Source organism: Weissella viridescens (genome assembly GCF_001437355.1).
GTDB lineage: Bacteria > Bacillota > Bacilli > Lactobacillales > Lactobacillaceae > Weissella > Weissella viridescens.
Genome location: NZ_JQBM01000002.1, coordinates 39349 through 65443, shown reverse-complemented (window position 1 = coordinate 65443; position 26095 = coordinate 39349). Strand labels below are relative to the sequence as shown.

Below are 26095 nucleotides of genomic sequence, written 5' to 3'. Positions count from 1 at the left end.
TACTCTTATGAATATTGTATTGATTGGTGCTGGACCACGTAATTTGGTCCTTGCCGAACGCTTAGTGGCTTTCGCCAACGCTTCAACACAAGCGCACACGATTACCCTATTGGATCCTTTTCCAGTTGGTGGTGTGGTTTGGAACCCTGATCAAAATCCAAAATTCATTGCCAATACAATTAGCCAACAGCTGACATTATTTACCGATAACAGCATCCCTAAACAGCAACCGGGGCTAACTGGTCCTAATCTCTATGAATGGGCGCATCATCAAGCTGCTACTTATCTGGATACTCATACCTTCAAAAATGAGGCAGCTTTTCGTGATGAAATTGCAGTCTTGAATCCAAATCATTTTTCTTCGCGCGCCATCTTTGGCTTATATGCATCGTGGTATTTTGATCAGTTACAACAAAACACGGACGCAAATACGCAATTAGTTTTCAAACAATCAAAAGCTACCCAAGTCCGTGCTATAACTGATGGGCATTATGAAATTAATCTTGCGGACGGGCAACAACTCACTGCTGATGATGTTATCTACACACCAGGGTATACCGCCACGAAACCAACTGATGAAGAACATTCATTTCAAGTTGCGGCGGACAAAAATGCCAACTGGCAGTATATCGCACCCATGCAACCCAGCGCTGCACCGTTGGATACCATTCGTCCTGCCGACGATGTACTCATTCGTGGCCTTGGCTTAAGCTTTTTTGATTACATGGCTGATTTCACCTTAGGGCGCGGCGGAAAATTTGAACGGTTACCAGACAACCAACTCGTCTATCATCCTTCAGGTCGTGAGCCACATATCATCGCGGGCTCACGCACCGGAACCATTCCACACGCCAAAGCCTATAATCAAAAGCCACATGCTGAAAACTATGATGCCATCTTCTTCACACGCACTAATATTGAACGCCATATGGTTAATGGGCACATTAGTTATGCCGACTTCTATCAATTATTCCAAAATGAAATGACCTACAAGTATTATTTCAATTTAATGAGTGATATGGCCGCCAACTGGCCATTTAATCGGGCTGATTTTCTATCATCGTTACGTCGTAGCGATGATCTTTCAGCCACGGCTAACGCGTACGGCATCCCCGCCAATCTACAAATTAATTGGTCACGGATATTAAATCCATTGGCGGAGATTCCCACGGATTATCAGGCGTTTATGCAACAATATCTTGAAAACGACATCATTGATGCGCGCAAAGGTAATGATTTAGCACCGCTTGCCGGTGCGTTTGAATTATTGAAAGATTTACGTGGCCAACTACGTCAGTATCTGGAAGCAGATGCATTAACGGTCGATGAATATGAAATATTTTTGAAGGAATTCAACCCAATTAACCGTCTGCTCAATGTCGGCCCACCACTCTTACGAATGGAACAACTGCATACGTTACTGGCTGCAGGCATTATCACTGTGGCGGCACCAAAGTTTAAAGTTACCATCACCACGGATGGGTATCAGGCAACTGATGAACAGGGACATACTTGGACAGCCACACAATTAATTGAAGCGCGCTTACCAGCAACAACAGTTAAACATACTGCCGACCCACTCTTGAGTGAACTAGCTGCGAAGGGAATCGTGAGCTCCGTAGCACTTAAGCGGTCTGACGATAGTATCTTTGAGATTGATGCTGTGCATACAAACCGTAAAACACAGCAAGTCATTGATGCGAATGGACGACAACAACAGCACCTCTATGTTTGGGGACTTCCAACGGAAAAGTGGCACTGGTTTACGACCTTTGCCCCACGTCCTAATGTTGGTGATCGTAATCTCCGTGATGCAGAAATCATCGCTGAAACCATTTTTAACGCATAAGAAAAGCACATGCAATCGCTGCATGTGCTTTTTATTATTGCTTATTTAATTTTGAATGTTTAACGCCGTAGGCTAAATAAATCACAATCCCAATAGCAAACCAAACAGCGGCGGCAACCAATGTATCTACTTGTAGTTGCGTCATTAAGAAGAATGAGAAACCAGCTGAGATAAGTGGTAGTACCGGATAGAATGGCATTTTGTAGCCAGTATGATTCAAATCCTTACGCTTACGTAGTGGGATGATACCTAGTGACACAACAATGAATGCCAATAAGGTTCCAATATTCACTAAGGCAACCAACCGATCTAATGGAACCAAACCACCAAAAATCATTACCACAATTGTGGCAATCAACAAAGCACGGCTTGGTTCTCCCTTCTTGTTCAACTTACCTAAATGACCAGGTAACAACCCATCACGACCAATCGCATAGACCAAACGTGATGACGCATATAACATGGTATACATCATTGTGAACATACCTACCAAGGCACCAATGGTCACCACAAAGGCAACACCGTTCTTTCCAACCATTTGCAAAGCAAAGGCAACAGGATCAGCAACATTCAATTGCTTGTAGTTGACCATCCCTGTTAGAACGAAAGCAACTAACGCGTATAAGATAGCCGCGATAATCAAAGTCCCAAAAATACCAATTGGAATATTACGCTTGGGATTCTTCACTTCTGCGGCAGATGATGACAAAGCATCAAAGCCAAGGAAGGCGAAGAATACCATTGAGGCTCCAGTCAAAATACCATGAATTCCAAAGGCACCATTTGAACGTGCTGGTACAAAGGGATGATAGTTACCAGATTTAATATAGAAAATACCGACACCAATGGACAATAGGATAATGGCAATTTTCAATAAGACCATCCCATTTTGGAGACGCTTTGATTCTTTCATGCCCCCATACAGCAAAATCCCCAAAACAAGGAGAACCACAACGGCAATCAAATTAATATACGTTCCACCAGCTGGATTAAAAGGTCCCGAAATCGCCTTTGGCATTTTGAAAATTGGGGCTACCAAATTAGCAAAGTATGCCGACCAACTGGTTGCCACTGCGGCAACTGCTAAGAAATATTCCAAGATTAAAGCCCAGCCAAGAATCCAACCGATAATTTCACCAAAAATGATGTTTCCATATGAATAAGCGGATCCCGCCACAGGTAAAGCTGAAGCCATTTCAGAATAGGCCATTGCGACTAATCCGGAAATCAAAGCGGCAATAATAAAACTAATGACAACCGCGGGACCAGCTGTTGTAGCAGCAACCGTTCCAGGCAGAATAAAGATTCCTGTACCAATAACTGCCCCAACGCCTAAACCAAGCAAGTCTTTTGCACTCAATGTTTTCGTAAGGTGTTCATCTGACTGCATGTAATTTGCAATCGATTCTTTTTTAAATACCCGATTCAATAAACCCATATAAATTCTCCTAAAATAATCATAAAAAAAGTGCGACGGATTAATCGTTAGAATCCGGCACACTTACTCACGTTGGCTTACTTGTTTAAAGTAGTTCAATGCACGTAAACATTTCCGGATTCAACATCCGAAAGTTCACGTAAACAGACTTTACATAAATTTCGGATAGTTACCCAAAAAACGTAAAGCCCTTAAATGATTCAACTGTTACCATTGAATATTACATTGATCCTACCTCCTAAAAGTTTATGTTTACAAGTTTAACGCATTTTATAATTATATGTCAATATCCTCATCTAAATCTCATTTAGCCTTGGATGACCCCAACTGGAAAGACACGTCTAAAAGTCTTACGTACAAGCGGCCCAGCAATTAACAATTGTAAGGGCAATGCGACAAGTACATTCTTCCCGATATTGTTTATCCACTGTCCCACCAGATCCTGCCAAATACCGGTATGAAGCGCACCTATGACAGCACCATAACCTGACATACAAATCACCATTGGAATCACCATACAGATTGAGATGGTAATCCCTTTAACTGCTTGTGACTGTTCCGGCTTAATAATATATTTAAAAGCAACTGTCTTAGCATTCTTGGACACAACGAGCACATCCAGGGCCATCGCGACAATATAGGCAAATGGGAATCCCAACCAGGCTTGGCTCACCATGGCGGCTGACACTTGCCCCTGAATTAAGTAGGCATTGTATAGACTCATCCCCAAAACCATGACGAAGCACATCATAATTGTAAAAATAAGACTTTCATGTTTATTATTTGGCATTTTCCCCTCCGAAAATATTTAATTTAACCAACTTCTCTAAGTTAGCAAATTTAAATTTTTTTCGTAAGTTAAATTTTCGTTAATATGTTCGTGTCATGTTCGTACGCTTTTAAAGCGCTTATCCGGTATATGAAATTAGCGCAAAAAAGACAAACAGCATTCCCATGACACCAAACATCACCCGGTTTCCCTGACTGGACTTACTTTTATTAGCATAGTTTAGTAATATCAATCCGATTATAAGATAAATAAGCACCCAGCCTTTTTGCATGTTTTCACTTCTTTCCGATTCATTTTCACATTCAATTATATTCTTTTCGCCTTTGTTTTGAAACACCACCTACCAGTCCTCACATTTATCATTCATAAACGTGACTCAGGCGCCGATTCGACCATTGACATCGCAATTCAGTAAGTTATATTAGTAGATGTCCCAGTTCGGATGCGGAAGATCGAGCCGCAAATTTTAAAAATATAAATACCTGAAAGGACTATATTATGGTACAACCAAAATCTGCCTTTTGGCAGAACGTTGTGGATGCTGCCCAACAGCATCCCCAGGTTGATGGTTTGGAAAAGTTACCCTTTTTCACTTTAGCCCCTATGGAAGCTGTTACTGATACAGTCTTCCGTCGTGTTGTTGCTAAAGCTGCCGCACCTGATGCTTTTTATACAGAATTCACCAATGCCCGTAGCATTTCACATCCCAAAGCGAAATTTACGGTGCAAGGCCGTTTGTCTTTCGACCCAAGTGAGCAAATTCCAGTTGCACAACTTTGGGGCGATCGACCAATTGACTTTGAACTTGGTGTCGCCGATGTTAAAAATCGTGGCTTTGAAGCCGTCGACATTAACATGGGTTGCCCTGATTCAACGGTCATTAAAAACGGTGCCGGTTCTGGTTTAATTAAAGAACCCGATAAAGCTGCTGAACTTATTGCTGCGGCTAAAACTGGTGGACTACCCATTTCAGTTAAGACACGTCTTGGATTTAATAAACTTGACACCTTCCGCGAATGGATTCCATTCTTACTTCGCCAGGACATTCAAGTATTAACCATCCATCTTCGTACACGTAAAGAGATGTCAAAAGTGCCAGCCCACTTTGAATTAATTGATGAGATTTTGCAAATGCGTGATGAAATCGCACCAGATACATTAATTCAAATTAATGGCGACATCAAAGACCGTGCCCAAGGTTTAGCAATTGCCAAGGAACACCCTGGTCTTGATGGCATTATGATTGGTCGTGGCATTTTTGAAAGTCCATTCGCTTTTGAAGATACCGCTACTGAACATACACTTGATGATTCATTAGACCTATTGCGTTATCAATTGGATTTGCATGACGAATTCGAAGCTGAATTTGGCCCAACAAATTTCCAAAAGCTCAAGCGTTTCTTCAAAATTTATGTTCGCGGTTTCTCATACGCCTCAGATTTACGAGTTGCGCTTATGGAAACGAAGACGACCGATGAAGTACGCAACATTCTCGATGAATTTGATCAACAATGGGCTGCTAAACAAGCCGAATTGGCTGAACAACATCAAAATGATTAACAAAAAAGCAACGATACAATTCTTGTATCGTTGCTTTTTTATTTGCTTTCAAGTATTTTCTTTTTTTCCGGTTTGTCCAAGAAAGTCATAAACCAAGCAATCAAAATTTGTGCGACGACCATGACCATCGCTACTAAGTTCAAATAAATCAGCAAGACTAACAATGACCCTAAGGATTGGTAGAAACTCGCATTTTTCAAAGCGTACTTACTGTAAATTCCGAAACCTGAGTTCAACAACAATAATAATACAATTTCGATAAATGAGCCTAGTATAACGGGCTTCCATTGCATTTTTTCTGCAGGAATGAGGTAATTGAACAATGAAAAGAGTACCATTAGCGCCACGAAAGCATAAATCCAACTTTGACTAGCAAAATCCTTGAGTAACGAGATACCGGGAGCTGAGGGTAAAGCCTTCACAATTGCGGGCAAGACTGAATTAGCAATCATTACAGCAACAGCTGCGGTCAATAGCACCAACATCCAGAGAAAGCTAACAATACGTGTTAGAAGTCCATTTTCAACAACATCCGACCCGTAAATTTCGTTAAAGGCTTTACGAATCGTCGACAGAATACTACTTGCACTCCAAATCGCCACTAAAATGGAAATTGACAGCGTTCCAAAGCCACCTCGTAGCACGGAATCAACGATTGGTATAACAATGTCAGCAACACCTGCGGGCATTTGTACTTTTAAAGTGTCATGAATTTGAGCCTTATTAACACCCAGTAAACTCACGATTGATCCAATCGTCATAATTAATGGCACTAGCGCAACAATTGTATAATATGCAATTGTTGGTCCAACCATGGCTGCATTACCACGCTTCCAAAATGTTAATAGTTGTGGAATATGCCACTGTTCAGCTTTGTTTGTGAGCTTATCAACCCATTTTTTCATTCGTAACTCCTGTGTTTCACATGAAACATTTTATTTTTTATGTGTTTTTTTGAAATGATCAGTAACATAGTGATAAAAACTAATAATCAGGCAGAGAAAATCGAAGCCTGGTAAGAAAATAAGGTAAATCAATGTTGAACCTGGTCCCATTGGACCTAATAAAGCTGTAAAAAAGAAATACAGTAGCGCATCCGTAATTAACGAATAAAATAACTGTGCCGGTGTTGCTCTAAAAAAACTACCACGAATTGAGTTATACATGTTGCTCCTTTAGCCATTTTTCAAGAAAATCGGCTTTAACTTGCGTCAATGTTGCTCCCATATAATCATCTGGTCCATGCACGCCATCTTCAACAATATAATAAGGTGTCTTATCTTTACCAATTGCCTTGCGAGCCGCTTCCATCATGTTCACCGTTTGTTGATATGGTACAACGGGGTCAGCACGACCAACCATTGCCAAAATTGGCGGCATTTTTGCTGAGAAATAGGTTGCCGGATTAGCCTTCTTCACTAATTCCGGTACATCTTTGGGCGCTTGTTTCCCAAACAATTGTCCTTGGAATGATTCTGCAGTACCTGTTTCAGGATATTTTGAAGTAATCCCCGCCTCAGCAAATTGTTCCACAAATTTATCAAAATCATATGGTCCATACATGGCAATCACAGCTTGGACGTCTTCAGAAACATCTGGATCTTCTCCAAAATCATCTCGCTCCATTGCACCTACCGCATGGGTAGCGGCAGTCGTAACGGCCAATTGTGCGCCGGAAGATTCGCCCATTAAAGCAATTGCGTCTGGGTTCAGTTGATAATTTGTCGCATGAGCCCGGACATAACGAATAACCGCTTTTACTTCATAAATTTGAGTTGGGAAAGGGGCGTCAGCTAAGAGCGAATAATCCATGCTGACCACCGCATATCCATTATTACGGAGTAAACGTAATGCAGGTTCTAATTTATGCGAACTTTTATCACCGAAGCACAGTCCCCCACCGAAAATATCGATAATTACTGGGTATGTCTCACGTTCTTCGTTGGGTAAATAAATATCCAACGTATGCCTTGCACCATCCATATATGGCACATCCAACCATTTGCGTTTAATGTCGGCGACTTCGGCATAGGTCCTTTGATAATCGCGATCAATAAATCGTTCAGCCATGATTTCCCCTCACTTTCCTTTTTCTGTCACTAGCCATTTTACCACTTCCGTTTCACATTTAGATAAAAAAAAGACTAACTCTTTACGTTAGTCTTTAAATCTTACTTATTTTTGTCTTTTTTGATTCGGAGACTCAATAGAATCATTACTGCAAACCAAACCAAAGCAAGAATGGCTGTTAATTGTGTATCGGCTGTCGTCAACAAGATGATATAGATACCAACCAAGAAAGCAATGGTTGCGTAGTCAGTGTACGGTGCCCCAGGCATCGTAAACTTATGTTCAAACTTGTTATAGTCAGCGCTCTTGCGGTAAGCCAAGTGGGCCAACACAAGCACGGCATAAATAACCACGAATGCAGCTGAAGCAATTGACGTGATAATCTCAAAGGCCCCATCAGGTGAAATGTAGTTAATAACTGCCGCAAATCCAATCAAAAGCGCTGAAATTGAGATGGCATTGAATGGCAACTTGTGGTGATTCAATGTGTGGAAACGTGACGTTGCAGGTGTTAGTGAATATAGCATCCGTCCTGTTGTAAACAATGAACTGTTCAAAGATGAAGCAGCAGCTGTCAAAACCACGAAATTAATAATTCCAGCGGCGGCAGTAATACCGATTCCTGAGAACACTTGCACGAAAGGTGACTGGTTTGCTGAATAGTGTGTCCAAGGTTGGATACTCATAATCGCAATCAAAGCACCTACGTAGAAAATCAAGATTCGCACAATAATTGAATTGATTGCTTTTGGAATCACTTTTTCAGGATTCTTAGCTTCAGCAGCGGTAATTCCAACGAATTCAATTCCAAGGAAGGCAAAGAAAACTATTTGGAACGCTGCTAACAATTGATGTCCATGATGTGCTACAAAGCCATACTTCCAAAGGTTAGACAAACTTGCCACACCAGCAGACGTACGCGTATGTGTCAAAACCATGATGACACCGGCGGCAATCATTGCCAAAATGGCGATGATTTTGATCATTGAGAACCAAAATTCGGTTTCTCCAAAGGCTCCCACAGCAATGATGTTAATCAAGTAAAGGGCAACCAAGAATACCAAGGCCCAAATCCAGACCGGAATATTCGGGAACCAGTACTTCATATACGTACCCACCGCCGTTAATTCGGCCATGGCAATCGTAATCCATCCTAGCCAATAGGTCCACCCGATCACAAAGCCAGTTCGTAATCCAAGATACTTTTCAATAAACCCAACGAATGTCGGTTCATTCGTGTCAGTAAGTAAAAGTTCACCTAATGCACGCATCATCCAGAACATAAAGATTCCAGTAATGATGTAAATCAATAAAATAGATGGTCCCGCGGCACTGATTGATTTTCCTGCTCCCAGGAATAATCCAGTTCCAATCGTTCCACCTAAGGCAATCATTTCAACATGACGTCCAGATAACCCACGCTCAAACTCTTGCGGGCCACTTTCGTTTTGTGTTGACATAAATTGTGCCTCACTTTCGCTATTCAATTTTTGGTTCGTGCACATTGCACGCCAGTTAGTTAGTTATTATAAATTACTCACCAAAATTTGCAATATTTTCCCGCACTGATTATGTAACTTTGATACTTTTTTAACAATGTCCCAACAAAAAAAGAGTAGCCACTGCTACTCTTTTTTCAAGATTTAGTTGTTTTGAGAAGTATTTGTAACATCAGTTGTTGTTGATGTATTACGTAACTGCCACAATTGCCAGGCGTAAATCACAATTGTCCGCACGATAGCGTAGGCTGGCACAGCCAAAATCATTCCCGGAATTCCAGCAATATTTCCCGCTGCTAACAACAACACAATAATTGTTAATGGGTGAATATTTAATGTATTTCCGATAATACGTGGGTAGATCAAGTTACTATCAATCTGTTGCACAACCAACACGACAATCGTTACCAACGCAGCTTGTTTGAAGCCACCTTGCATTAGAGCTACAATCACAGCTGGAATATAGCCGATATATGGTCCCACATATGGAATCATATTTGTTAATCCAGCTACAACTCCTAGTAAGAGCGCATATTCTTGACCAATCATAAAGTAACCAACGGTCGTAAAGACACCAACGAAAATCATTTCAATGGCTTGACCGGTAATATAGTTAGAGATTGTTTCATCCAGACGATGCAAGATATCAGCAACCTTTTCCTTGTTCTTTGGAACAAACAACTTTTGTAGGAATGGTACCAACTTATCGCCATCTAATAACATGTAGATAGTCATAACCGGAACCGTAATTGCTGTCACGATGACACCAGTCAAAGTACCAACAACTGCTCCAAGTCCGTTTGCAGTTCCAACCAAAAAGCCTTCGGCATACTTTTGCACGTGCTTTTGCAGGTTACTTAGGTCAAGTTCCTTACTGATCCGTTGGACCAATTCGTTGTTGCTAAGGCCTTTTAACCATTCTTGCATCCCTGAAATACTCTTAGGGGCGCTTGCGACAACCTTTGTTAATTGTTCCACTAAGTTAGGAACAAAAGTAAAGATAGCCAGTACAATAATAGCTAAGAATAAAATCATAACAATAGCAACACTTAAACCACGACCTAAGTGACGCTTCCCACTTTTGATTTTACTAACAAATTTCACAACTGGATTCATTAAATAATATAAGAATCCAGAAACAATTAGTGGGACAAAGACAGCACCAATAAATTGACCAATTGGCTTCAACACAAAGCTTAATTGTGAAAGAACCCAGATTAAGACAACCACTGCGAGTGCTTCTAATGTCCAATATAGCAACTTAGATTGCTTTAGACGTTCCATAGCCTACTCCTTGATATGTTTTTTTCATAAAAAAAATGCCTCGCGCCTATATTAGCACTAAGACATTTCATTTTACTATATAAACAAGGCGATAATCAAACCAATCGCTAAAGTCACTGAGATCACAACGACATTTTTGATTGCCAAGATGAAATTTTTCTTTTGGGGATCGGATTGAAAAGCCTTCACATTTTTAAAGACGATTGGTGCAGAAAGCAATGCTAGGACACTAGGCCAAGGTAAGATGCGTAAAATAACTGCAAGAACCAACACCACATATCCGGCTACGTAGATACCACCAAAGAATTTCAAGGCAGTGGGCTTACCTAAAACCGCTACCAACGTACGTCGCCCTTCAGCCATGTCTTCTTCATAGTCGCCAATATTATTCGCTAACATAATGTCAGCAATCGCAAACCACGCAATTGCTGATGCAACCATCGCATGCCAAATCAAAGTCCACGTCATTAAAGGTGCCACATTAACATAAACAGCTGCTAGAAAAATCAAATAGCCCATCGTTAACCCTGAAGCTAGTTCACCAAAGGGCGTTCGTGAAAGTGGCAACGGCGTCCCCGCATACCAATAAGCCACAAACACCCCAATAAGTCCCATCACAAGTAAAGGCCAACCTGTTTGCGTCACTAACCATAATCCTAGAACGCCAGCAAAGCCAACCAAACTTAGCAGTACCAGCCAAACTTGACGGAGGGTATACCCCGCTGACCCAACAATGTTGTTGACCCCGTTTTTCCATGTATCAGTACTAGCAACTTTGTAATCCTGCAAATTATTCCAAACATTGACGCCCATTTGCAAAGCAAATGCAATTAGCGCAAACACCAAGGCATTCACCCAATTAAAATCATGATACGCATTTAACGTATATAAATATCCCAACATTAAGGGTAACGCACTAGCCACAAGTGATTGGATTTCCACAAGCTTCAATAAATTTTTCACGTTTACATATCCTCTTTCTAAATCGATTTCGTTACAAATTATGCACTACTTACCCTACCAGTGACAAGTCTCGTATTATCTACTCGCTCAAGCTATAAACAAAAGAAAAGCCAACTTCAACTGAAGTCGACTTTTTTAATATTTATCTATATAAATTAGTTTTTGCTACCTGACAAATCTTTTCCAAAGTATTCCTTTGAAAGCTTCGTCAAAGTACCATCCTTCTTCAACTCATTTTGGGCCTTAGTAATCTTCTTTGCCAACTTCTTATCTTTCTTACTCAACATTGGTGCTGCACCAGATGCATCAAGATCATCAGTTGGAATTGCCTTCAAATCTGTTTTAGGATGTTGTTTCTTGTAAACACTCCATGCATCATCAGCATTCAATGTTGCATCAGCTTTACCTGAGCTCACTAAGTCTAGTGCTTCAGCAAAACCAGGCGCACTCACAATCTGTGCCTTGGCCTTTTGGGCCGCTTGTCCATAATTTGATGATGTCGTTTGTGCCGCCTTCTTACCCTTCAAGTCCTTAACAGTCTTAATATCAGAACCCTTCTTAACGATAATAACTGCCTTTGAATTCAAATAAGTTCCACCAAATGTGTAATGTTGCTTACGTTCTTTAGTTGGTCCCATGTCATTGTAAACGACATCATACTTATTTGAATCTAGACCAGCAACTAGTGAATCAAACTTTGTTTGAACAAAAACAGGCTTTAAATCAAGCTTCTTGGCAACTGCCTTGGCGACTTCAACATCATATCCAACCAATTTACCATGCTTATCTTTGTATGAAAATGGTGCATACGTTCCTTCAAGCCCAACAGTTAATTCACCCTTGTGCTTAAGTTCTGACTTGTATGAGTCAGCCGATACATTCGACATTGCCAAACCAAATCCGACTAGACCAGTTGCCGCAATTGCCATTGATGCTTTCAATACTTTATTCATGATTTAACACCTTTTCCTTTTTCTAAATTAAGCCGTTATTTTAATACGAAATATATAATTAGAATGGAAAATCAACATCGGTTCATTAAAGTTTTCATGATTTTTTCTCGCTTCAAATTTAGATTATGCCCAAATCATAACCACCTTTTTTTAACCTGTCAAACCCCTAATTTTGATTAACTTGTTTTCTATTCATCAAAAACGCACTCATACCAAGGGTTTAACTCACTAATAAAAAGTTAACAATTTTACATCCGCATAATTTGTGCTGGTTTACACTTGCTTTTCGTTAGTAATTTAAATATAATTAAGGCAACTTATTTATTAAATTTCTAAGGAGATCCAAAACGATGATGCCTACAAACCTACAAACATCAACAATCAAGCTGCTTGCATCTGCCTAACGCGCGTCTTGCGTTAGGTTGTTTTGGTGAACAATTCGATATAACGTAACAAGCGCGCTAAGACCGGCATCCGGATTCTTAGGCGCTTTTTCTTTTGCTCAAGCACCATCGAAAGGACTTATTCATGTTTGAATTCATTAAAACTTATGCCCCACAGCTCATCATAGCTGGAATCAAATACACCATTCCGCTTGCGTTAATCTCCTTCGTGATTGCGCTAGTCCTCGCCGCCTTCGTTGGTGTGCTCCGTTCATATAAGCCACAGGTCACCGGCATTAAGCGTGCCCTTTGGTTCACCCTTGACCAATTGCTCGCCTTCTACGTTTGGGCCTTTCGTTCAACCCCCATGCTAGTCCAACTCTTCGTTGTCTTCTACGGCTTGCCAAAGCTTGGGATTGCCTGGCTCCAACCATCCGCATGGATTGCTGCCATCGCCGTCTTGTCTTTGAATTCTGGAGCCTACGCCAGTGAAGCAATTCGTGCAGCAATTTCTTCCATTCCAGACACGCAACGCGAAGCAGCCGAGGCATTAGGTATGACGGACAGCCAAACGTTCATACGCATTATCTTGCCTCAAGCGGCCCGAATTTCTATTCCGACACTCGCTAACTCATTCATTTCATTAATCAAAGACACCTCATTGGCTTCAACCGTAACGATTGTTGAAATGTTCTACCTATCACAACAGTTGGCTGCAGCAACTTTCGAGCCACTACAAATGTACTTACTCGTTGCTGCCATCTACGCCATCTTTGTTACCATTCTTTCGATTCCACAACGTTACATCCAACGTTGGGCGGATCGTTTCGTCAAATAAGTGAGGTTCCACATGTTAAAACTTGAAAATGTTAATAAAACCTATACTGAACACCAAGCCTTAGATGATATCAATGTGACCTTTAACCCTGGGGAAACTACCGTCATTGTCGGACCTTCTGGATCTGGTAAATCAACGCTCTTGCGTTCGCTTAATCTTTTAGAACACCCTGAAACAGGTGCGTACACCATTGATGATCGTAAAATTGACTTCAGCCAACCCATTACCAAAGAAACATTATTGTGGATTCGCCGTAAAACTGGGATGGTTTTCCAACAACCTCGTATGTTCGATCACTTAACAGTTATGGGCAATATGATTGAAGCCCCTGTACACGTACTCAAGCAAAGTAAGACTGATGCCAAAGCAAACGCCCATGACTTACTTAAACAAGTTGGCCTTGACGAAATGGCGGACCGCTACCCTTATCAGCTTTCTGGTGGGCAAACGCAACGTATTGCAATCGCCCGAGCCTTGGCGATGCATCCAGATTATCTGCTATTAGATGAACCAACATCGGCCCTTGACCCTGAAATCGAAGCACAAATTCTGCGGATTCTAAAGCGCTTAGCTGAACAACAAGCCTCAATGATTATTGTGACGCACAATATGGAGTTCGCCAAGAATGCAGCAGACCGTATGATTTTTCTTGAAGATGGTGCTATTAAATTTGATGGTACACCTGATGAATTCTTTAATCATCCGACCGACCGAATCAATCGTTTCTTGAACGCTTATAAAATTTAATGAAAACAAATTGAAAAAACTGTTAATTTGCTGTTCGCCGGCCTTGGCTAAACACAAATTAACAGTTTTTTTGTTTTAAAATGAAAGACTCCCGGCTAATATTACTATGCGTCATCGGCCTGCCAAGGTTCTCCTTTGGCAATATGTCCAACGTGTTCAAGGGTTTCATTAATAATATCCAAAACGTGTGGATCATCTAATCGATAATAGATCGACTTTCCAGAGCGTTCTGTTCGAATCAAATGTCCCGCACGTAGGAGCGCTAGCTGATGTGATATCGCCGACTGCTCCATCCCAAGTAAATTCACGATTTCGCTCACATTCAACGAGCGCTGTTCTAATATGCAGAGAATTTGTAAACGCGTTGGATTACTGAGCAATTTAAAAATGTCATGGGCTGCATCTAGGTCAGCGGCATGAATTAAATTAACATCTTCTGGCATCACATTTCTCCTTTTAAAATCAATAAATCTATCTTAACACACTAACAAAAGATTAGCACAATCAGTGTTGCAAAGCCTTATAACACATGATAAGCTTTACACATGAACAAATATTCATATATAAACTATCATTATAAAAGAGGTGCCTTTATGGAAAATACACAAAATACTAAACCTCAATCATCATTACACTTAACTGAGGAGCAAAAGAAAAAAGCTTTACTCTTAGGCGCCAGTGTCGTTCTGGGCATGATGGCATACATGCTCTCCGAAGGATATCTACAACTCACCCTTTATCTCGTAGCTTACCTATTAGCTGGTGGAAATGTTCTTTGGCATGCGCTTAAAAGTTGCGCGCATGGTGACTTCTTCGACGAAAACACCTTAATGAGTATTGCCACCATCGGTGCACTTATTTTAGGGCAATACCCTGAAGCAATTGCCGTTATGCTATTCTTTGAAATCGGTGAATTGATTGAGGAAACTGCCGTTGACCGTTCAAAGCGCTCTATTAGTGATCTTGTCGCAATTAAACCAGAATATGCAAATGTTAAAGATGGTGATAACTTCAAGCAAGTGGCACCTGAGGCAGTTAAAGTTGGTGACACCTTACTCATCAAACCGGGTGAAAAAATTCCTGTTGATGCTGTTGTGACTGATGGCCAATCAAGCCTGAACACAGCTGCTCTAACTGGTGAGTCTTTGCCACGCCGTGTTGCCACTGGTGATGATGTCTTAAGTGGATCAATTAATATCGACGGTACATTAACCGTTGCAGTAACAAATGCTTACACGGATTCAACGGTTGCCAAAATTCTTGATTTGGTTGAAAATTCAGACTCACACAAAGCTGAAACAGAAAAGTTTATTACAAAGTTTGCACGTATCTACACACCTATCATTGTTTTGGTAGCGGTCTTACTTGCAATCATCCCGCCTCTCTTCTTTGGTCAAGAATGGAGTACTTGGGTCCAACGTGCCTTAGTCTTCCTTGTCATTTCATGTCCCTGTGCATTAGTCCTTTCAGTGCCGCTCGCCTTCTTTGCTGGTCTTGGCGCTACTTCTAAGAATGGTGTCCTTATCAAGGGAAGTAACTATCTGGAAGCATTGAACGATGTGACAACTGTGGTCTTTGATAAAACAGGTACCTTGACTAAGGGTAGCTTCTCAGTGACCAAGTTAATTCCAGCTAATGATGTGAATGAGAATGATTTACTCGGGTATACCGCTGCTGTTGAACAAAACTCAACTCATCCTATTGCTCGATCAATTGTTAACAGCTACACCGGTGATTTGAACCAATATCAGGTTACTGAGAGTACCGAGACTTCTGGTCGCGGTATCCAAGCTACTGTTAACGGTCATAAGGTCAGCATTGGTAATGAAAAAGCGATGGCGGATTTAAATATTAATCATGTCGAACTTGACCCAACTGGAACAACCATTCTCGTAGCTGTTGATGGTAAATTCTGGGGTAGCATCATTGTAGCCGATGAACCTAAAGCGGATGCTAAAGCTGCTATCAGTCAAATTCACGACTTAGGTTTGCAAACCGTCATGCTTACTGGTGATAATCATGCTGTTGGAACCACTGTTGCCAGTGAATTAGGTATCGATAAGGCTGTTACCAATTTACTACCTGCTGATAAGGTAACACAAATTACCGAGCTTCAATTTAACAATGAGAACCCTCAAAAAGTTGCCTTTGTTGGTGACGGTATCAATGATGCCCCCGTCCTCGTAAAAGCTGATGTTGGAATGGCCATGGGGGCCCTTGGTTCGGATGCTGCCGTTGAAGCCGCAGATATGATTATTATGGATGATAAGCCTAGTCGTATTTCAACGACCATCAATATCGCCAAGTATACCCGTAAAATTGTGCTTCAAAATATTATTTTTGCACTCTCTGTCAAAACTATCTTCCTATTATTAGGTGCCTTTGGCCTAGCTAATATGTGGGAAGCTGTCTTCGCTGACGTTGGTGTGACCGCGCTAGCTGTTTTGAATTCAATGCGCATACTTCGTCAAAAATAAAAGTTTCACGTGAAACTTTACCAATAAAAAACCACTTATGAATCTTCATAAGTGGTTTTTTTATTGGGACATTACTCCCAACTTGCTTTTTCAAACTTCTCTTTATCACCATGCAATTCATAATGCACTGATTGATTCACTTGATCGATTGCTGCACGCACATTATGCGTGTTAGCATAAGCCTGTGCCACAGCCTGTAGAAAATCAACTAATTCATTTGACCAAACTAGCTTTTCATCGAAACCATATTGAATCCAAAAGCTATCAGTTTTAGCATCATCCCAGGCGCTCGCACCATGATATGGTCGGTCATCAACTAGAATACCACCCGTACCATGCACAAGGCCCTTATCGTGTGCCATAACAACACGCTTATAAAAAGGATTTGAATCATCCGCACCAAAATATTTCTGCAGCCAAATCAACTTGTCCTGCCAAGCGCTTGGATTATGCCATGGTGCAGTTGATAAAATGTACATATCATAGTCTTCGGATAAGACATTCACCGCTTCAATCGCACCTGCAACTGGTGGTAAGTTTTTGAAAATACCTGGAATTTGATCAGGTTTAGCCACGTCTTCTTTCTGCATATCTTTTGCATTTAAGACAGGTAACGTGTCCACAAGAACATTGTCCATATCTAAGAATAATTTTGGTTTAGTCATTATTTCCCTCACTTCTGGTTATATTATCGTATTTCTACACTTGTTCGAGCATAAACCACAGCAAAATATGTTTCTAACTTTCGAACCTATTCTAACACAAAAACCGGCGTCAATTTTCCTGACGCCGGTTTTACTTATCCTTCAGTTTGCGCATCTGCCAGAATTGGATTAATTTCTAACCAAGTTGACTCAAATAACGTCTTTAGCAATGGATCTTTCCACATATTCACAAAATATGGATGATAAAACATGGCAAAAGTTTGCATGATTGTTGCACCACGTTGATGACGGAAAGTGTCCCAAGCCATAATGTTCTCAACAACTTCAGAGAAGGCAACTAAGCGTGGATTCAGTAACTCGTGATTACGCTCTAATACTTCTTTATACAATTTGGTAAGCTCCGGCTCCTCCAAAAAGAATTCCTGTCGTCGTGATGACAATAACCACATCCAGTCATGGAGGGCTCGATCACGATCAGCTGGCTTTGCGCGTTCATTTGCAGCAAACAGCGGTTCATCAATCATATTCAACCAATCAACCAAGGTTCCTTCAAACAAATCTTCCTTATTTTTAAAATGTTTGTACAACGCGGCCGACGAAATATCTAACTTACGTGCGACATCCGCCAAGCGCGCTTTTTCATACCCTTTTTCATCTAACACTTCACGTGCTGCTTGAAAAATCTGTGCCTGATTCACTTTGGACATATACTAAAAACACCCCGTTTTTATACAATTAAATATTAACAGAAATAGATAACTATGCTCCCAACCAATATAATAGCATAAAAAAAGCTGAAACAACACTAACGGTTATTTCAACTTTCTTTTCTTTATTAGCTCAAAAAGTCATCCTCAAGGTAAGCCGGATTTGGATACGTGTAGAATCCTTGCCCCGTTTCTTGCCCAATTAGCCCTTGGTCCATGCGCTCCTTAATCTTCTCAGCAGCATGCTGACTCTTCTCATCTGGGCGACCCTTATTAATTTCATATACCGTATTTAATCCGACCAGATCCATGATACCGAATGGTCCCACGGGCGCACCTGTTCCAATCATCCAAGTCTTATCAACTGTTTCTGGGTCAGCTACATCCCTAACCCAGAGATCAGTTCCGGCATCTAAGAATGGCACAAGTAATGAATTCAACACATAACCAGGTTGTTCTTTCTTAACCATAATTGGAACCATCTTAATCTCACGAGAAAACTCTTCCAATGTTTCTGGAAGGGTAGCGTCAGTCTCTGGACCTGACATGATTTCAGCTGTGTTATTCTTCCAGATTTCATTGGCGAAGTGATATCCCAAGAACTTCTCAGGACGACCTGTCGTTTCGGCAAATTGTGATGGCATCATCGTTGATGAATTCGTCACTACCACGGTTTCAGGATCGGCTAACTTATCAAATTTCTCGTAAAAGTCGGTCTTAGTTTCGACATTTTCAGGCAACGCTTCAATGACTAAATCAGCTCCAGCTAAGGCATCTTCTAATGACGTCGTATAGTTGAGATGATCACGAGCAGATTCAATATCAGCATCTGCAGCATCATAGTAAGCCTTCACTTCATTTTCCCAACGATCAACCCGTGCCTTAGCACGTTCAAGTGACCCTTCGGAACGACCCCAAATTGTGGTATCCTTACCAGAAAAAGCTGCCATGAAGGCAATCTGTGAACCAAGCGTTCCACCACCAACTACTGTTACTTTTTGATATGTCATTTTCCAATCCTCCTATTTTTAGTGATATGATTAATTTAAAGCGTGAACATGAATAAATTCATTTCTCTTCTGATATTGTGAAAATATTATCAATTACAAATACTATGTTAACGCTGAATATAATAAAATTCAACATCACTCGTGAAGAAATTCACACTAAAACAATTGAAAAGGAAGGTTCACTAATGCACCGTTCAGAAATGGAAAAAATCATTACCAAAAGTCCTACTGTTTTTATCATTGGAGCAGGGTTATCAACTGCCTCAGGCATTCAAGATTTTGCTAGTCTCCAAGCAAATTTCGATACATCAGCTTTACTTAGTCGCGAAGCTTACTACCAACACTATTGGGAACAACATGACTTCATGGTGAAGTATTTAATGAATCAAACTGCGCAGCCTAACATAGGACATCAGTGGATTGCTGACCTAAGTCATCATCAAGGGATTAAAGTCATCAGCCAAAATATCGACAATTTATTGGAACAAGCCCATATTAATGCCGATAACCTGTTAAAGATTCACGGTTCAATTGACCATTTTATTGATCGAAATGGGCAACCCGTTTCGATGTCCGAAACAGAATATCAATATTTGCCACACACAGAGGATAACCTAATGATTCTGCCTGACATTGTTTTTTATGGTGAGAACGTCAAAGGGATGGACCAAGCGTTATCTTGGATGCAGACAGCTAAAAATGTCGTCATTGTTGGGACACGACTCAATGTTGCTCCAGTTAATCAACTTACCCTGTGGGCAAAAAAACTAGAACATATTTTCGTTGTCAATCAGGAGCCCGTACACCCGCTGCAAAATAACGTACCCGTCACTCAAATCACAACTGATATAAGTGATTGGCTTCAAAATTAACACAATAAAAAACCGCCAACGTTAACGCATAACGTTGGCGGTTTTTGTTTCACATGGAACATTAACGACGCGTAAACTTAACAATCCCTTCCCAACGTGCTGTTTGGGGGAACATATCAATTGACTGGATATAGTCAACATCATACACTTCAGTCAAATCTTCTAAATCACGTGCCAAAGTCGAGGCATTACATGAGATATAGACTAACTTCTCTGGCTCAGTATCCAAAATCGTGTCACGTAATGCTTCACCAAGTCCAGTACGTGGTGGGTCAACCACCATTGCATCAGCGACCCAACCCTGGTCAGCCCATTCTGGAATCAAGACTTCCGCTTCACCAACGAAATAATCAGCATTTTCAATCTCATTAGCTTCAGCATTTTCATTCGCATCGTAAACTGCATCAGCAACGGTATCCATTCCCCGCACTTCTCCAGCTTGATCAGCCAATGACAAACCGATTGTTCCAACTCCTGAATATGCATCAACTAATTTATCTGCATGGGTTAAATCAAGCGCCTTAATTGCTTCTTGATACAAGCGTTCGGTTTGCTTAGGATTTAATTGCAAAAAGGCTCGTGGTGATAACATAAACTGCTTACCATTGATTGTCTCGGTAATATAGTCTGTTCCCCACAAATGCTTTGTTTCTTCACCCCAAACTAATGATGTCTTTCCCTTATTGATATTTTGATCAATTGAAACAACTTCAGGTAAATCTGCATTGATACGCTCAATAATTTGACGCGCCTTCGGCAACTTTGGAGAGTTTGTCACGAGTGTTAATTGGACATCCCCTGTGGATTCAGAAACACGCGCAATTAAAGTTTTTACGATTCCAGAATTTTGCTTTTCATCGTAGATGGGTACTTCTAGCTCTTCTAAGATATCACGCACTGTCCGTACCACTTTTAAAGTAGCCGGATGCTGTGTTGAAATCTCAGGTAAATCGACTAACTCGTGTGAGTTTGGCTTATACATTCCTACAGCTAGATGATCACCTTGCTTACGAATTGGGAATTGCGCTTTATTACGGTACCCAGTTGGATCATCCATACCAATCGTTGGACGCAAATCGTAGTCCTCATAACCGCGTGGACGATATTTCTCCAACGCTTGTCGGATAACATCTTGCTTAAATTCTAGCTGTTTTTCATAACGCAAGTGACCCAGCTCAGTTCCGCCCACTTCTTGATTATCTAGTGGTTCGATTCGATCAGGTGACTTTTGCTTAAACTTTCGAATCCTAGCTTCAATAAACTTTGGATTTACAGCAGTCACAACGACATCGACAACCTCACCAGGCAAAGCATTCGGAATAAACGTAATCTTACGCTTATAGTATCCGATTCCTTCTCCGTTGATACCAAGTCGTTTGATGGTGATTAATAACTTATCACCCACCTCCACTTGGACATCTTGATTTTGCTTTTGATTTGACTTAGCATTACGTTGATTTTGGTTGTACGTTTTTTTCTTATAATCTGGCATTCGTTCTACAAAAAATTCACTTTCTTACGTATTTGTTAAGTCCTATTCTAACACAGGTTTTCCCTTTAAAATATCGATCAAAAAAGTTATGATAAATTGTAAGCAAATTAACGATAAAATATGAAGAGGTTTCCCATGCGGATTATTAAACGACTATTTAAATTATTCATCTTACTTTTCGTTTTAGCCGCCGTCGCAGGCGGAATCTACGTTTGGATCACCATCGATGATGCACCCACCATTACAACTGCTGAACTAAAAGCAAAAGCTAATCCTGAAGGTGAACAAACCTATATTAAATCAGCCGACATTCCTGACCGTTACCGCCAAGCTGTGGTTTCAACCGAAGATGCTACCTTCGAGACAAACAATGGTATCAATTCCGACGGTGTAAAAGCATTGGTTGAGAGTAACATTAAAGCACTATTTGGTCATGGTGTTGGTCGTGGTGGTTCCTCAATCACCCAGCAGCTAGTTAAATTAACGGCGTTCAAAAACGACGCTGAACCCACACCAAAACGTAAAATCCAAGAACTTTATTTAGCTTATCATCTCAACAAGGTCTACTCTAAGAATCAAATTTTTGAATTTTATGTGAATAAGATTTATGAAGGTTACAACAAGTATGGTGCTGAAACCATCTCACAGTTCTATTACCAAAAACCACTTAAAGCTTTAAGTCTAGATCAGCAATCCACCATCGCTGGGCTGGGCCAGAGTCCATCTGTCTACAATTTGTATACAAGTCCAAAAACAGTTAAAGAACGTCGTGATATTGTCTTACTTTCGATGTTTAATAATGGTGAGATTTCAGAAAGTCAATACAAGCAAGCGACTAAAGTTGATATCAAGCATGGCCTCGTTCAACCAAGTTAAAGGCGAATAAAAAGCAGGTACGTACCGACTGGACGTATCTGCTTTTTTATTTTATTCGAGTTCAACACCACGCGTTTCGTGTCCCAAGGTTAGAATGGCAATCACAGCAATCACAATGGCGATACTAAAGACACTAAAGATACCAACAAATGACATACTGTGACTCAAAAACACCCCAATTGCGAGTGGTCCGAGAATACCTCCTAGGCGACCGAACCCTTCTGCTGCTCCATTTGCAGTTGCACGAACTGAAGCAGGATAAAGTTCTGGCGTGTAAGCATACAAGACACCCCAAGCGCCCAAATTAAAGAATGACAATAGCATTCCTGAAATTAGGACCATTGGCAACGTTGTCGCAAATCCAAAGGCAAAAGCACTAATGGCAGTTCCTGTTAGGAACAAGGCCAAAACTGACTTACGCCCCCACTTCTCGACCAACCAAGCTGCTGTAAAGTATCCTGGTAATTGGGCCAGCGTCATAATAACAACATAACCGAAGCTATTCACCATGCTGAACCCTTTACCAATCAAAACATTTGGTAGCCAAAGGAAGATGCCATAATATGAGAACATAATCATGAACCAAACAATCCACAACATAATGGTTTGTTTGCGATATGCTCCTTGGAATAACATTTTAAAACGTTGTGCAATACTAATACTGTCTGCATGCGTCGTTTCTTTAACGCTATCTTCATCATCTGGCAAATGACGGCGCAAAACTAAGACATAAAAGGCGGTCAACGATGCAATAATCAACGTAATTCGCCAACCATACTTGGGAATCACGAAGTACGCTAGTAAGCTAGCTACTAACCAACCCACAGCCCAAAAACTTTCAAGCAACACAATCACACGTCCACGAATATTATTCGGTACGCGTTCCGCTACCAAAGTTGATGCAACTGGCAACTCTCCACCAGGTCCTAAGCCAACAAAGAAACGTAAGATCATAAACATGATGTAGCCGGTCGCAAACGCCGACAACCCAGTCGCAATTGAGAATGTCAGCAATGTCACCATTAACATCAACTTACGCCCTTTTGTATCGGCCAAAGCGCCGAAAACGACTGCCCCAATTGCCAATCCAATTGAATTGACCGAACCAATCCACCCAACTTGCACTTGGGACAAGCCCCAATCTTTTTGAACCGCTACTAGAATAAATGATAGCAATCCCACATCCATTGCATCAAATAACCAAGCACAGCCAGTCACCGACAGCAGTTTCCCAATTCTTTTATTCATTACCCTACTCCTAAAATAGCTCCCATTTTTAGGTGTCAAGACACCCTAACAACAGGAAAAATAATAGCAAGTACAGGGGTGTCTTGTCAACCTAGTTTTCGTAGAGTATCCCTAATTCTGCCAACTTAGCCTTGGCTTGGACTAATTGTTCTGGTTGATCGTATTTTAGCGTGTGCATATGCAACCCACTCGTCAAAGAAGATAACAAGGCGCCTTGACTGGTGTGGTATTGTTTCAAAAAATGTTCCACCGTTTCGCGTGAGTCAAGCGCTAACTCCCCTTTGAGTAAACCATACAGTGGATGTTCAACTTGGACGTCTTGTATAGTGACACCCACATCTACTAAAGCCATCAATTCAGCTTCCATTTGCTCTGCATTATGTTGAACAACTACAATTTGGCTGTAAGCATATCCTGGTTGATAACGGTACCCTTGCGTCGTTGAAACAATTTCTTCACCTGCGGCGCGCAACAACGCAATATCTCCCACAATTGTTTGTCGTGATACGCCGAATTTTTTGGCAAATGTGTTCGCGCTAATGGGCGTTTCAGCTGCAATTAATTCTGTTTTAATGGCTTGTTGCCGTTCAACACCTAACATTGTGTTTCCTCTTTTCGTTTTTACAAATTAATGGACAACGGGTGATAAAAATCATAATTCAATTCATCAGTAATTCGCTATCATCATTCATTATATTAAAACCAAGACAAACTTAAAACAAAATTGCGATAAACCGCCGAACTATCGCAAAAATCAACATTGATTATTTGCGTCATTCCCGTATAATAAAGACAATTATTAAAAAGGAGGCCACCATGGCGAACGAACAACAACACGACACCATTCTCGTATTGGATTTTGGTTCACAATACAACCAACTCATTTCACGACGCATTCGTGAATTGGGTGTGTATTCAGAACTTAAGCCACATACTTTGACTGCGGAACAAATCAAAGAAATCAATCCTAAGGGGATTATTTTCTCTGGTGGACCGAACTCAGTTTACGCTGAAGATGCCTTCACCATCGACCCTGAGATTTTTAATCTTGGATTACCAATTCTAGGGGTATGTTATGGTATGCAATTAATGGCCCACATGCTTCCAGGTGGTAAAGTTATCGCGGCAGACAACACTGCTGAATATGGTGAAACAACCATTAAGGTAACCGATCCTGAGACTTTGCTCTTTGCCGACACACCTGAGGAACAAACTGTTTTGATGTCACACGGTGACAAGATCGAAGCAATTCCCGATGGCTTTAAGGTCGCGGCCACTTCTGAGCAAACGCCATTTGCTGCTATGGAAGACCGTGAGCATAACTTTTACGGTGTACAATTCCACCCTGAAGTCCGCCAAACTGAAAACGGTATGAAGATTCTTGAAAACTTCATCGATAACGCTGTCCATGCTGATCGTACATGGTCAATGGATGACTTCATCGAAGAACAACTTCAAGCAATCCGTGATAAGGTTGGCGACAAGAAGGTCCTTCTAGGTCTTTCAGGTGGAGTTGACTCATCTGTCGTTGGTGTTTTGTTACAACGCGCCATTGGTGACCAATTAGTTTCAATCTTCGTTGATCACGGTTTGCTCCGTAAAAACGAAGCTAACGAAGTTATGGAAGCCCTTGGAGGTAAGTTTGGTCTTAATATCATTAAGGTCGACGCCCAAGATCGTTTCCTTGACAAGTTAGCTGGCGTTTCTGATCCTGAAGAGAAGCGTAAGATTATCGGTAACGAATTCATCCAAGTTTTCGATGAAGAAGCTACTAAGCTTGATGGTATTGATTTCTTGGCTCAAGGTACTTTGTACACTGATGTTATCGAATCAGGTACTGACACTGCTCAAACAATCAAGTCACACCACAACGTTGGTGGATTGCCTGAAGACATGCAATTCCAACTAATCGAACCATTGAACACACTCTTCAAGGATGAAGTGCGTGAACTTGGTGAGAAGCTTGGCATTCCTCATGAACTTGTTTGGCGTCAACCATTCCCAGGTCCTGGACTTGGTATTCGTGTCCTTGGTGACATCACAGAAGACAAGCTAGAAATTGTCCGTGAATCTGATGCCATCTTGCGCGAAGAAGTTGCCAAGCATGGTCTTGAAGACGAAATCTGGCAATACTTCACGGTGCTAACTGGCGTTCGTTCAGTTGGTGTCATGGGTGATATCCGTACTTACGATTACACAATTGCTATTCGTGCCATCACATCTGTTGACGGTATGACTGCTGAATTTGCACGCATTCCATGGGACATCTTGAACGAGATTTCTCGTCGAATCGTCAACGAAGTCGACCACATTAACCGCGTCGTCTACGATATTACAGCTAAGCCACCAGCAACCGTTGAGTGGGAATAATAAA

General features: G+C 41.1%; 23 protein-coding genes. 8 read left to right on the top strand and 15 right to left on the bottom strand.

What is annotated here, in order from left to right:
* Window positions 1–7 precede the first annotated feature (7 nt).
* On the top strand, window positions 8–1849 hold the full coding sequence (locus tag IV50_RS02845; protein ID WP_057744810.1) for an FAD/NAD(P)-binding protein: 1842 nt from the start codon (window positions 8–10) through the stop codon (window positions 1847–1849).
* A gap of 34 nt (window positions 1850–1883) precedes the next feature.
* Here the strand turns inward: IV50_RS02845 and IV50_RS02840 are convergent, their stop codons facing one another.
* Both IV50_RS02840 and IV50_RS02835 read right to left on the bottom strand, forming a co-directional pair.
* Complete coding sequence (locus IV50_RS02840; protein WP_057744807.1) at window positions 1884–3287, bottom strand: APC family permease; 1404 nt, start codon at window positions 3285–3287, stop codon at window positions 1884–1886.
* A 307-nt stretch (window positions 3288–3594) separates the two neighbouring features.
* A complete protein-coding gene (locus IV50_RS02835) occupies window positions 3595–4077 on the bottom strand; it encodes a DUF2798 domain-containing protein (RefSeq protein WP_057744804.1) in 483 nt (160 codons plus the stop codon).
* Window positions 4078–4575: 498 nt separating this feature from the next.
* On the opposite strand from IV50_RS02835, the gene IV50_RS02825 reads away from it, so the two are divergent.
* Window positions 4576–5637, top strand: a complete 1062-nt coding sequence (locus IV50_RS02825) for a tRNA dihydrouridine synthase (RefSeq protein ID WP_057744800.1) — start codon at window positions 4576–4578, stop codon at window positions 5635–5637.
* A 38-nt stretch (window positions 5638–5675) separates the two neighbouring features.
* On the opposite strand, the gene IV50_RS02820 is transcribed toward IV50_RS02825, so the two are convergent.
* The 6 genes from IV50_RS02820 to IV50_RS02790 form a co-directional block, all read right to left on the bottom strand.
* Window positions 5676–6542, bottom strand: coding sequence for a YihY/virulence factor BrkB family protein (locus IV50_RS02820; RefSeq protein ID WP_057744797.1), 867 nt, complete (start codon window positions 6540–6542; stop codon window positions 5676–5678).
* Window positions 6543–6795: 253 nt separating this feature from the next.
* Complete coding sequence (locus tag IV50_RS02810; protein WP_057744792.1) at window positions 6796–7707, bottom strand: alpha/beta hydrolase; 912 nt, start codon at window positions 7705–7707, stop codon at window positions 6796–6798.
* 101 nt (window positions 7708–7808) lie between these two features.
* Entirely contained in the window at window positions 7809–9167 is a 1359-nt protein-coding gene (locus IV50_RS02805; RefSeq protein WP_057744789.1) for an amino acid permease, read from the bottom strand.
* 183 nt (window positions 9168–9350) lie between these two features.
* Window positions 9351–10490 (bottom strand): AI-2E family transporter, encoded by a 1140-nt coding sequence (locus tag IV50_RS02800; protein WP_057744786.1) that lies wholly within the window; start codon window positions 10488–10490, stop codon window positions 9351–9353.
* Between the two features lie 75 nt (window positions 10491–10565).
* The gene (locus IV50_RS02795) at window positions 10566–11453 is read right to left on the bottom strand and encodes a UbiA family prenyltransferase (protein WP_236697693.1); all 888 of its coding nucleotides are present in this window, start codon (window positions 11451–11453) and stop codon (window positions 10566–10568) included.
* Between the two features lie 155 nt (window positions 11454–11608).
* Entirely contained in the window at window positions 11609–12406 is a 798-nt protein-coding gene (locus tag IV50_RS02790) for a transporter substrate-binding domain-containing protein (protein WP_057744780.1), read from the bottom strand.
* Between the two features lie 528 nt (window positions 12407–12934).
* Between IV50_RS02790 and IV50_RS02785 the strand changes: the two genes are divergently transcribed.
* The gene (locus IV50_RS02785) at window positions 12935–13627 is read left to right on the top strand and encodes an amino acid ABC transporter permease (protein ID WP_057744777.1); all 693 of its coding nucleotides are present in this window, start codon (window positions 12935–12937) and stop codon (window positions 13625–13627) included.
* Window positions 13628–13639: 12 nt separating this feature from the next.
* Complete coding sequence (locus IV50_RS02780) at window positions 13640–14374, top strand: amino acid ABC transporter ATP-binding protein (RefSeq protein ID WP_057744774.1); 735 nt, start codon at window positions 13640–13642, stop codon at window positions 14372–14374.
* 104 nt (window positions 14375–14478) lie between these two features.
* On the opposite strand, the gene IV50_RS02775 is transcribed toward IV50_RS02780, so the two are convergent.
* Entirely contained in the window at window positions 14479–14817 is a 339-nt protein-coding gene (locus tag IV50_RS02775) for an ArsR/SmtB family transcription factor (RefSeq protein WP_057744771.1), read from the bottom strand.
* A gap of 150 nt (window positions 14818–14967) precedes the next feature.
* Here IV50_RS02775 and IV50_RS02770 point away from each other — a divergent pair, with 150 nt between their 5' ends.
* A complete protein-coding gene (locus IV50_RS02770) occupies window positions 14968–16851 on the top strand; it encodes a heavy metal translocating P-type ATPase (protein ID WP_057744767.1) in 1884 nt (627 codons plus the stop codon).
* A 71-nt stretch (window positions 16852–16922) separates the two neighbouring features.
* On the opposite strand, the gene IV50_RS02765 is transcribed toward IV50_RS02770, so the two are convergent.
* The 3 genes from IV50_RS02765 to IV50_RS02755 all read right to left on the bottom strand — a co-directional run bounded on the left by IV50_RS02765 (window position 16923) and on the right by IV50_RS02755 (window position 19233).
* Window positions 16923–17519: a 5' nucleotidase, NT5C type gene (locus IV50_RS02765; RefSeq protein WP_057745928.1), complete on the bottom strand. Its 597-nt coding sequence runs from the start codon at window positions 17517–17519 to the stop codon at window positions 16923–16925.
* A 131-nt stretch (window positions 17520–17650) separates the two neighbouring features.
* Window positions 17651–18223 (bottom strand): TetR/AcrR family transcriptional regulator, encoded by a 573-nt coding sequence (locus IV50_RS02760; RefSeq protein WP_057744764.1) that lies wholly within the window; start codon window positions 18221–18223, stop codon window positions 17651–17653.
* Between the two features lie 128 nt (window positions 18224–18351).
* Window positions 18352–19233 carry a 3-hydroxyacyl-CoA dehydrogenase gene (locus tag IV50_RS02755; protein ID WP_057744761.1) on the bottom strand — a complete coding sequence of 294 codons (882 nt, stop codon included), beginning with the start codon at window positions 19231–19233 and terminating at the stop codon, window positions 18352–18354.
* Between the two features lie 185 nt (window positions 19234–19418).
* Here IV50_RS02755 and IV50_RS02750 point away from each other — a divergent pair, with 185 nt between their 5' ends.
* Window positions 19419–20105 (top strand): Sir2 family NAD-dependent protein deacetylase, encoded by a 687-nt coding sequence (locus IV50_RS02750; protein ID WP_057744758.1) that lies wholly within the window; start codon window positions 19419–19421, stop codon window positions 20103–20105.
* Window positions 20106–20166: 61 nt separating this feature from the next.
* Here the strand turns inward: IV50_RS02750 and rlmD are convergent, their stop codons facing one another.
* A complete protein-coding gene (gene rlmD, locus IV50_RS02745; protein WP_057744756.1) occupies window positions 20167–21597 on the bottom strand; it encodes a 23S rRNA (uracil(1939)-C(5))-methyltransferase RlmD in 1431 nt (476 codons plus the stop codon).
* 135 nt (window positions 21598–21732) lie between these two features.
* On the opposite strand from rlmD, the gene IV50_RS02740 reads away from it, so the two are divergent.
* A complete protein-coding gene (locus IV50_RS02740; RefSeq protein WP_236697692.1) occupies window positions 21733–22473 on the top strand; it encodes a transglycosylase domain-containing protein in 741 nt (246 codons plus the stop codon).
* Window positions 22474–22524: 51 nt separating this feature from the next.
* On the opposite strand, the gene IV50_RS02735 is transcribed toward IV50_RS02740, so the two are convergent.
* A complete protein-coding gene (locus tag IV50_RS02735; protein ID WP_057744751.1) occupies window positions 22525–23721 on the bottom strand; it encodes an MFS transporter in 1197 nt (398 codons plus the stop codon).
* Window positions 23722–23812: 91 nt separating this feature from the next.
* Complete coding sequence (locus tag IV50_RS02730) at window positions 23813–24322, bottom strand: transcription repressor NadR (RefSeq protein ID WP_057744748.1); 510 nt, start codon at window positions 24320–24322, stop codon at window positions 23813–23815.
* A gap of 215 nt (window positions 24323–24537) precedes the next feature.
* Between IV50_RS02730 and guaA the strand changes: the two genes are divergently transcribed.
* Window positions 24538–26091, top strand: coding sequence for a glutamine-hydrolyzing GMP synthase (guaA, locus tag IV50_RS02725; protein ID WP_057744744.1), 1554 nt, complete (start codon window positions 24538–24540; stop codon window positions 26089–26091).
* Window positions 26092–26095 lie beyond the last annotated feature (4 nt).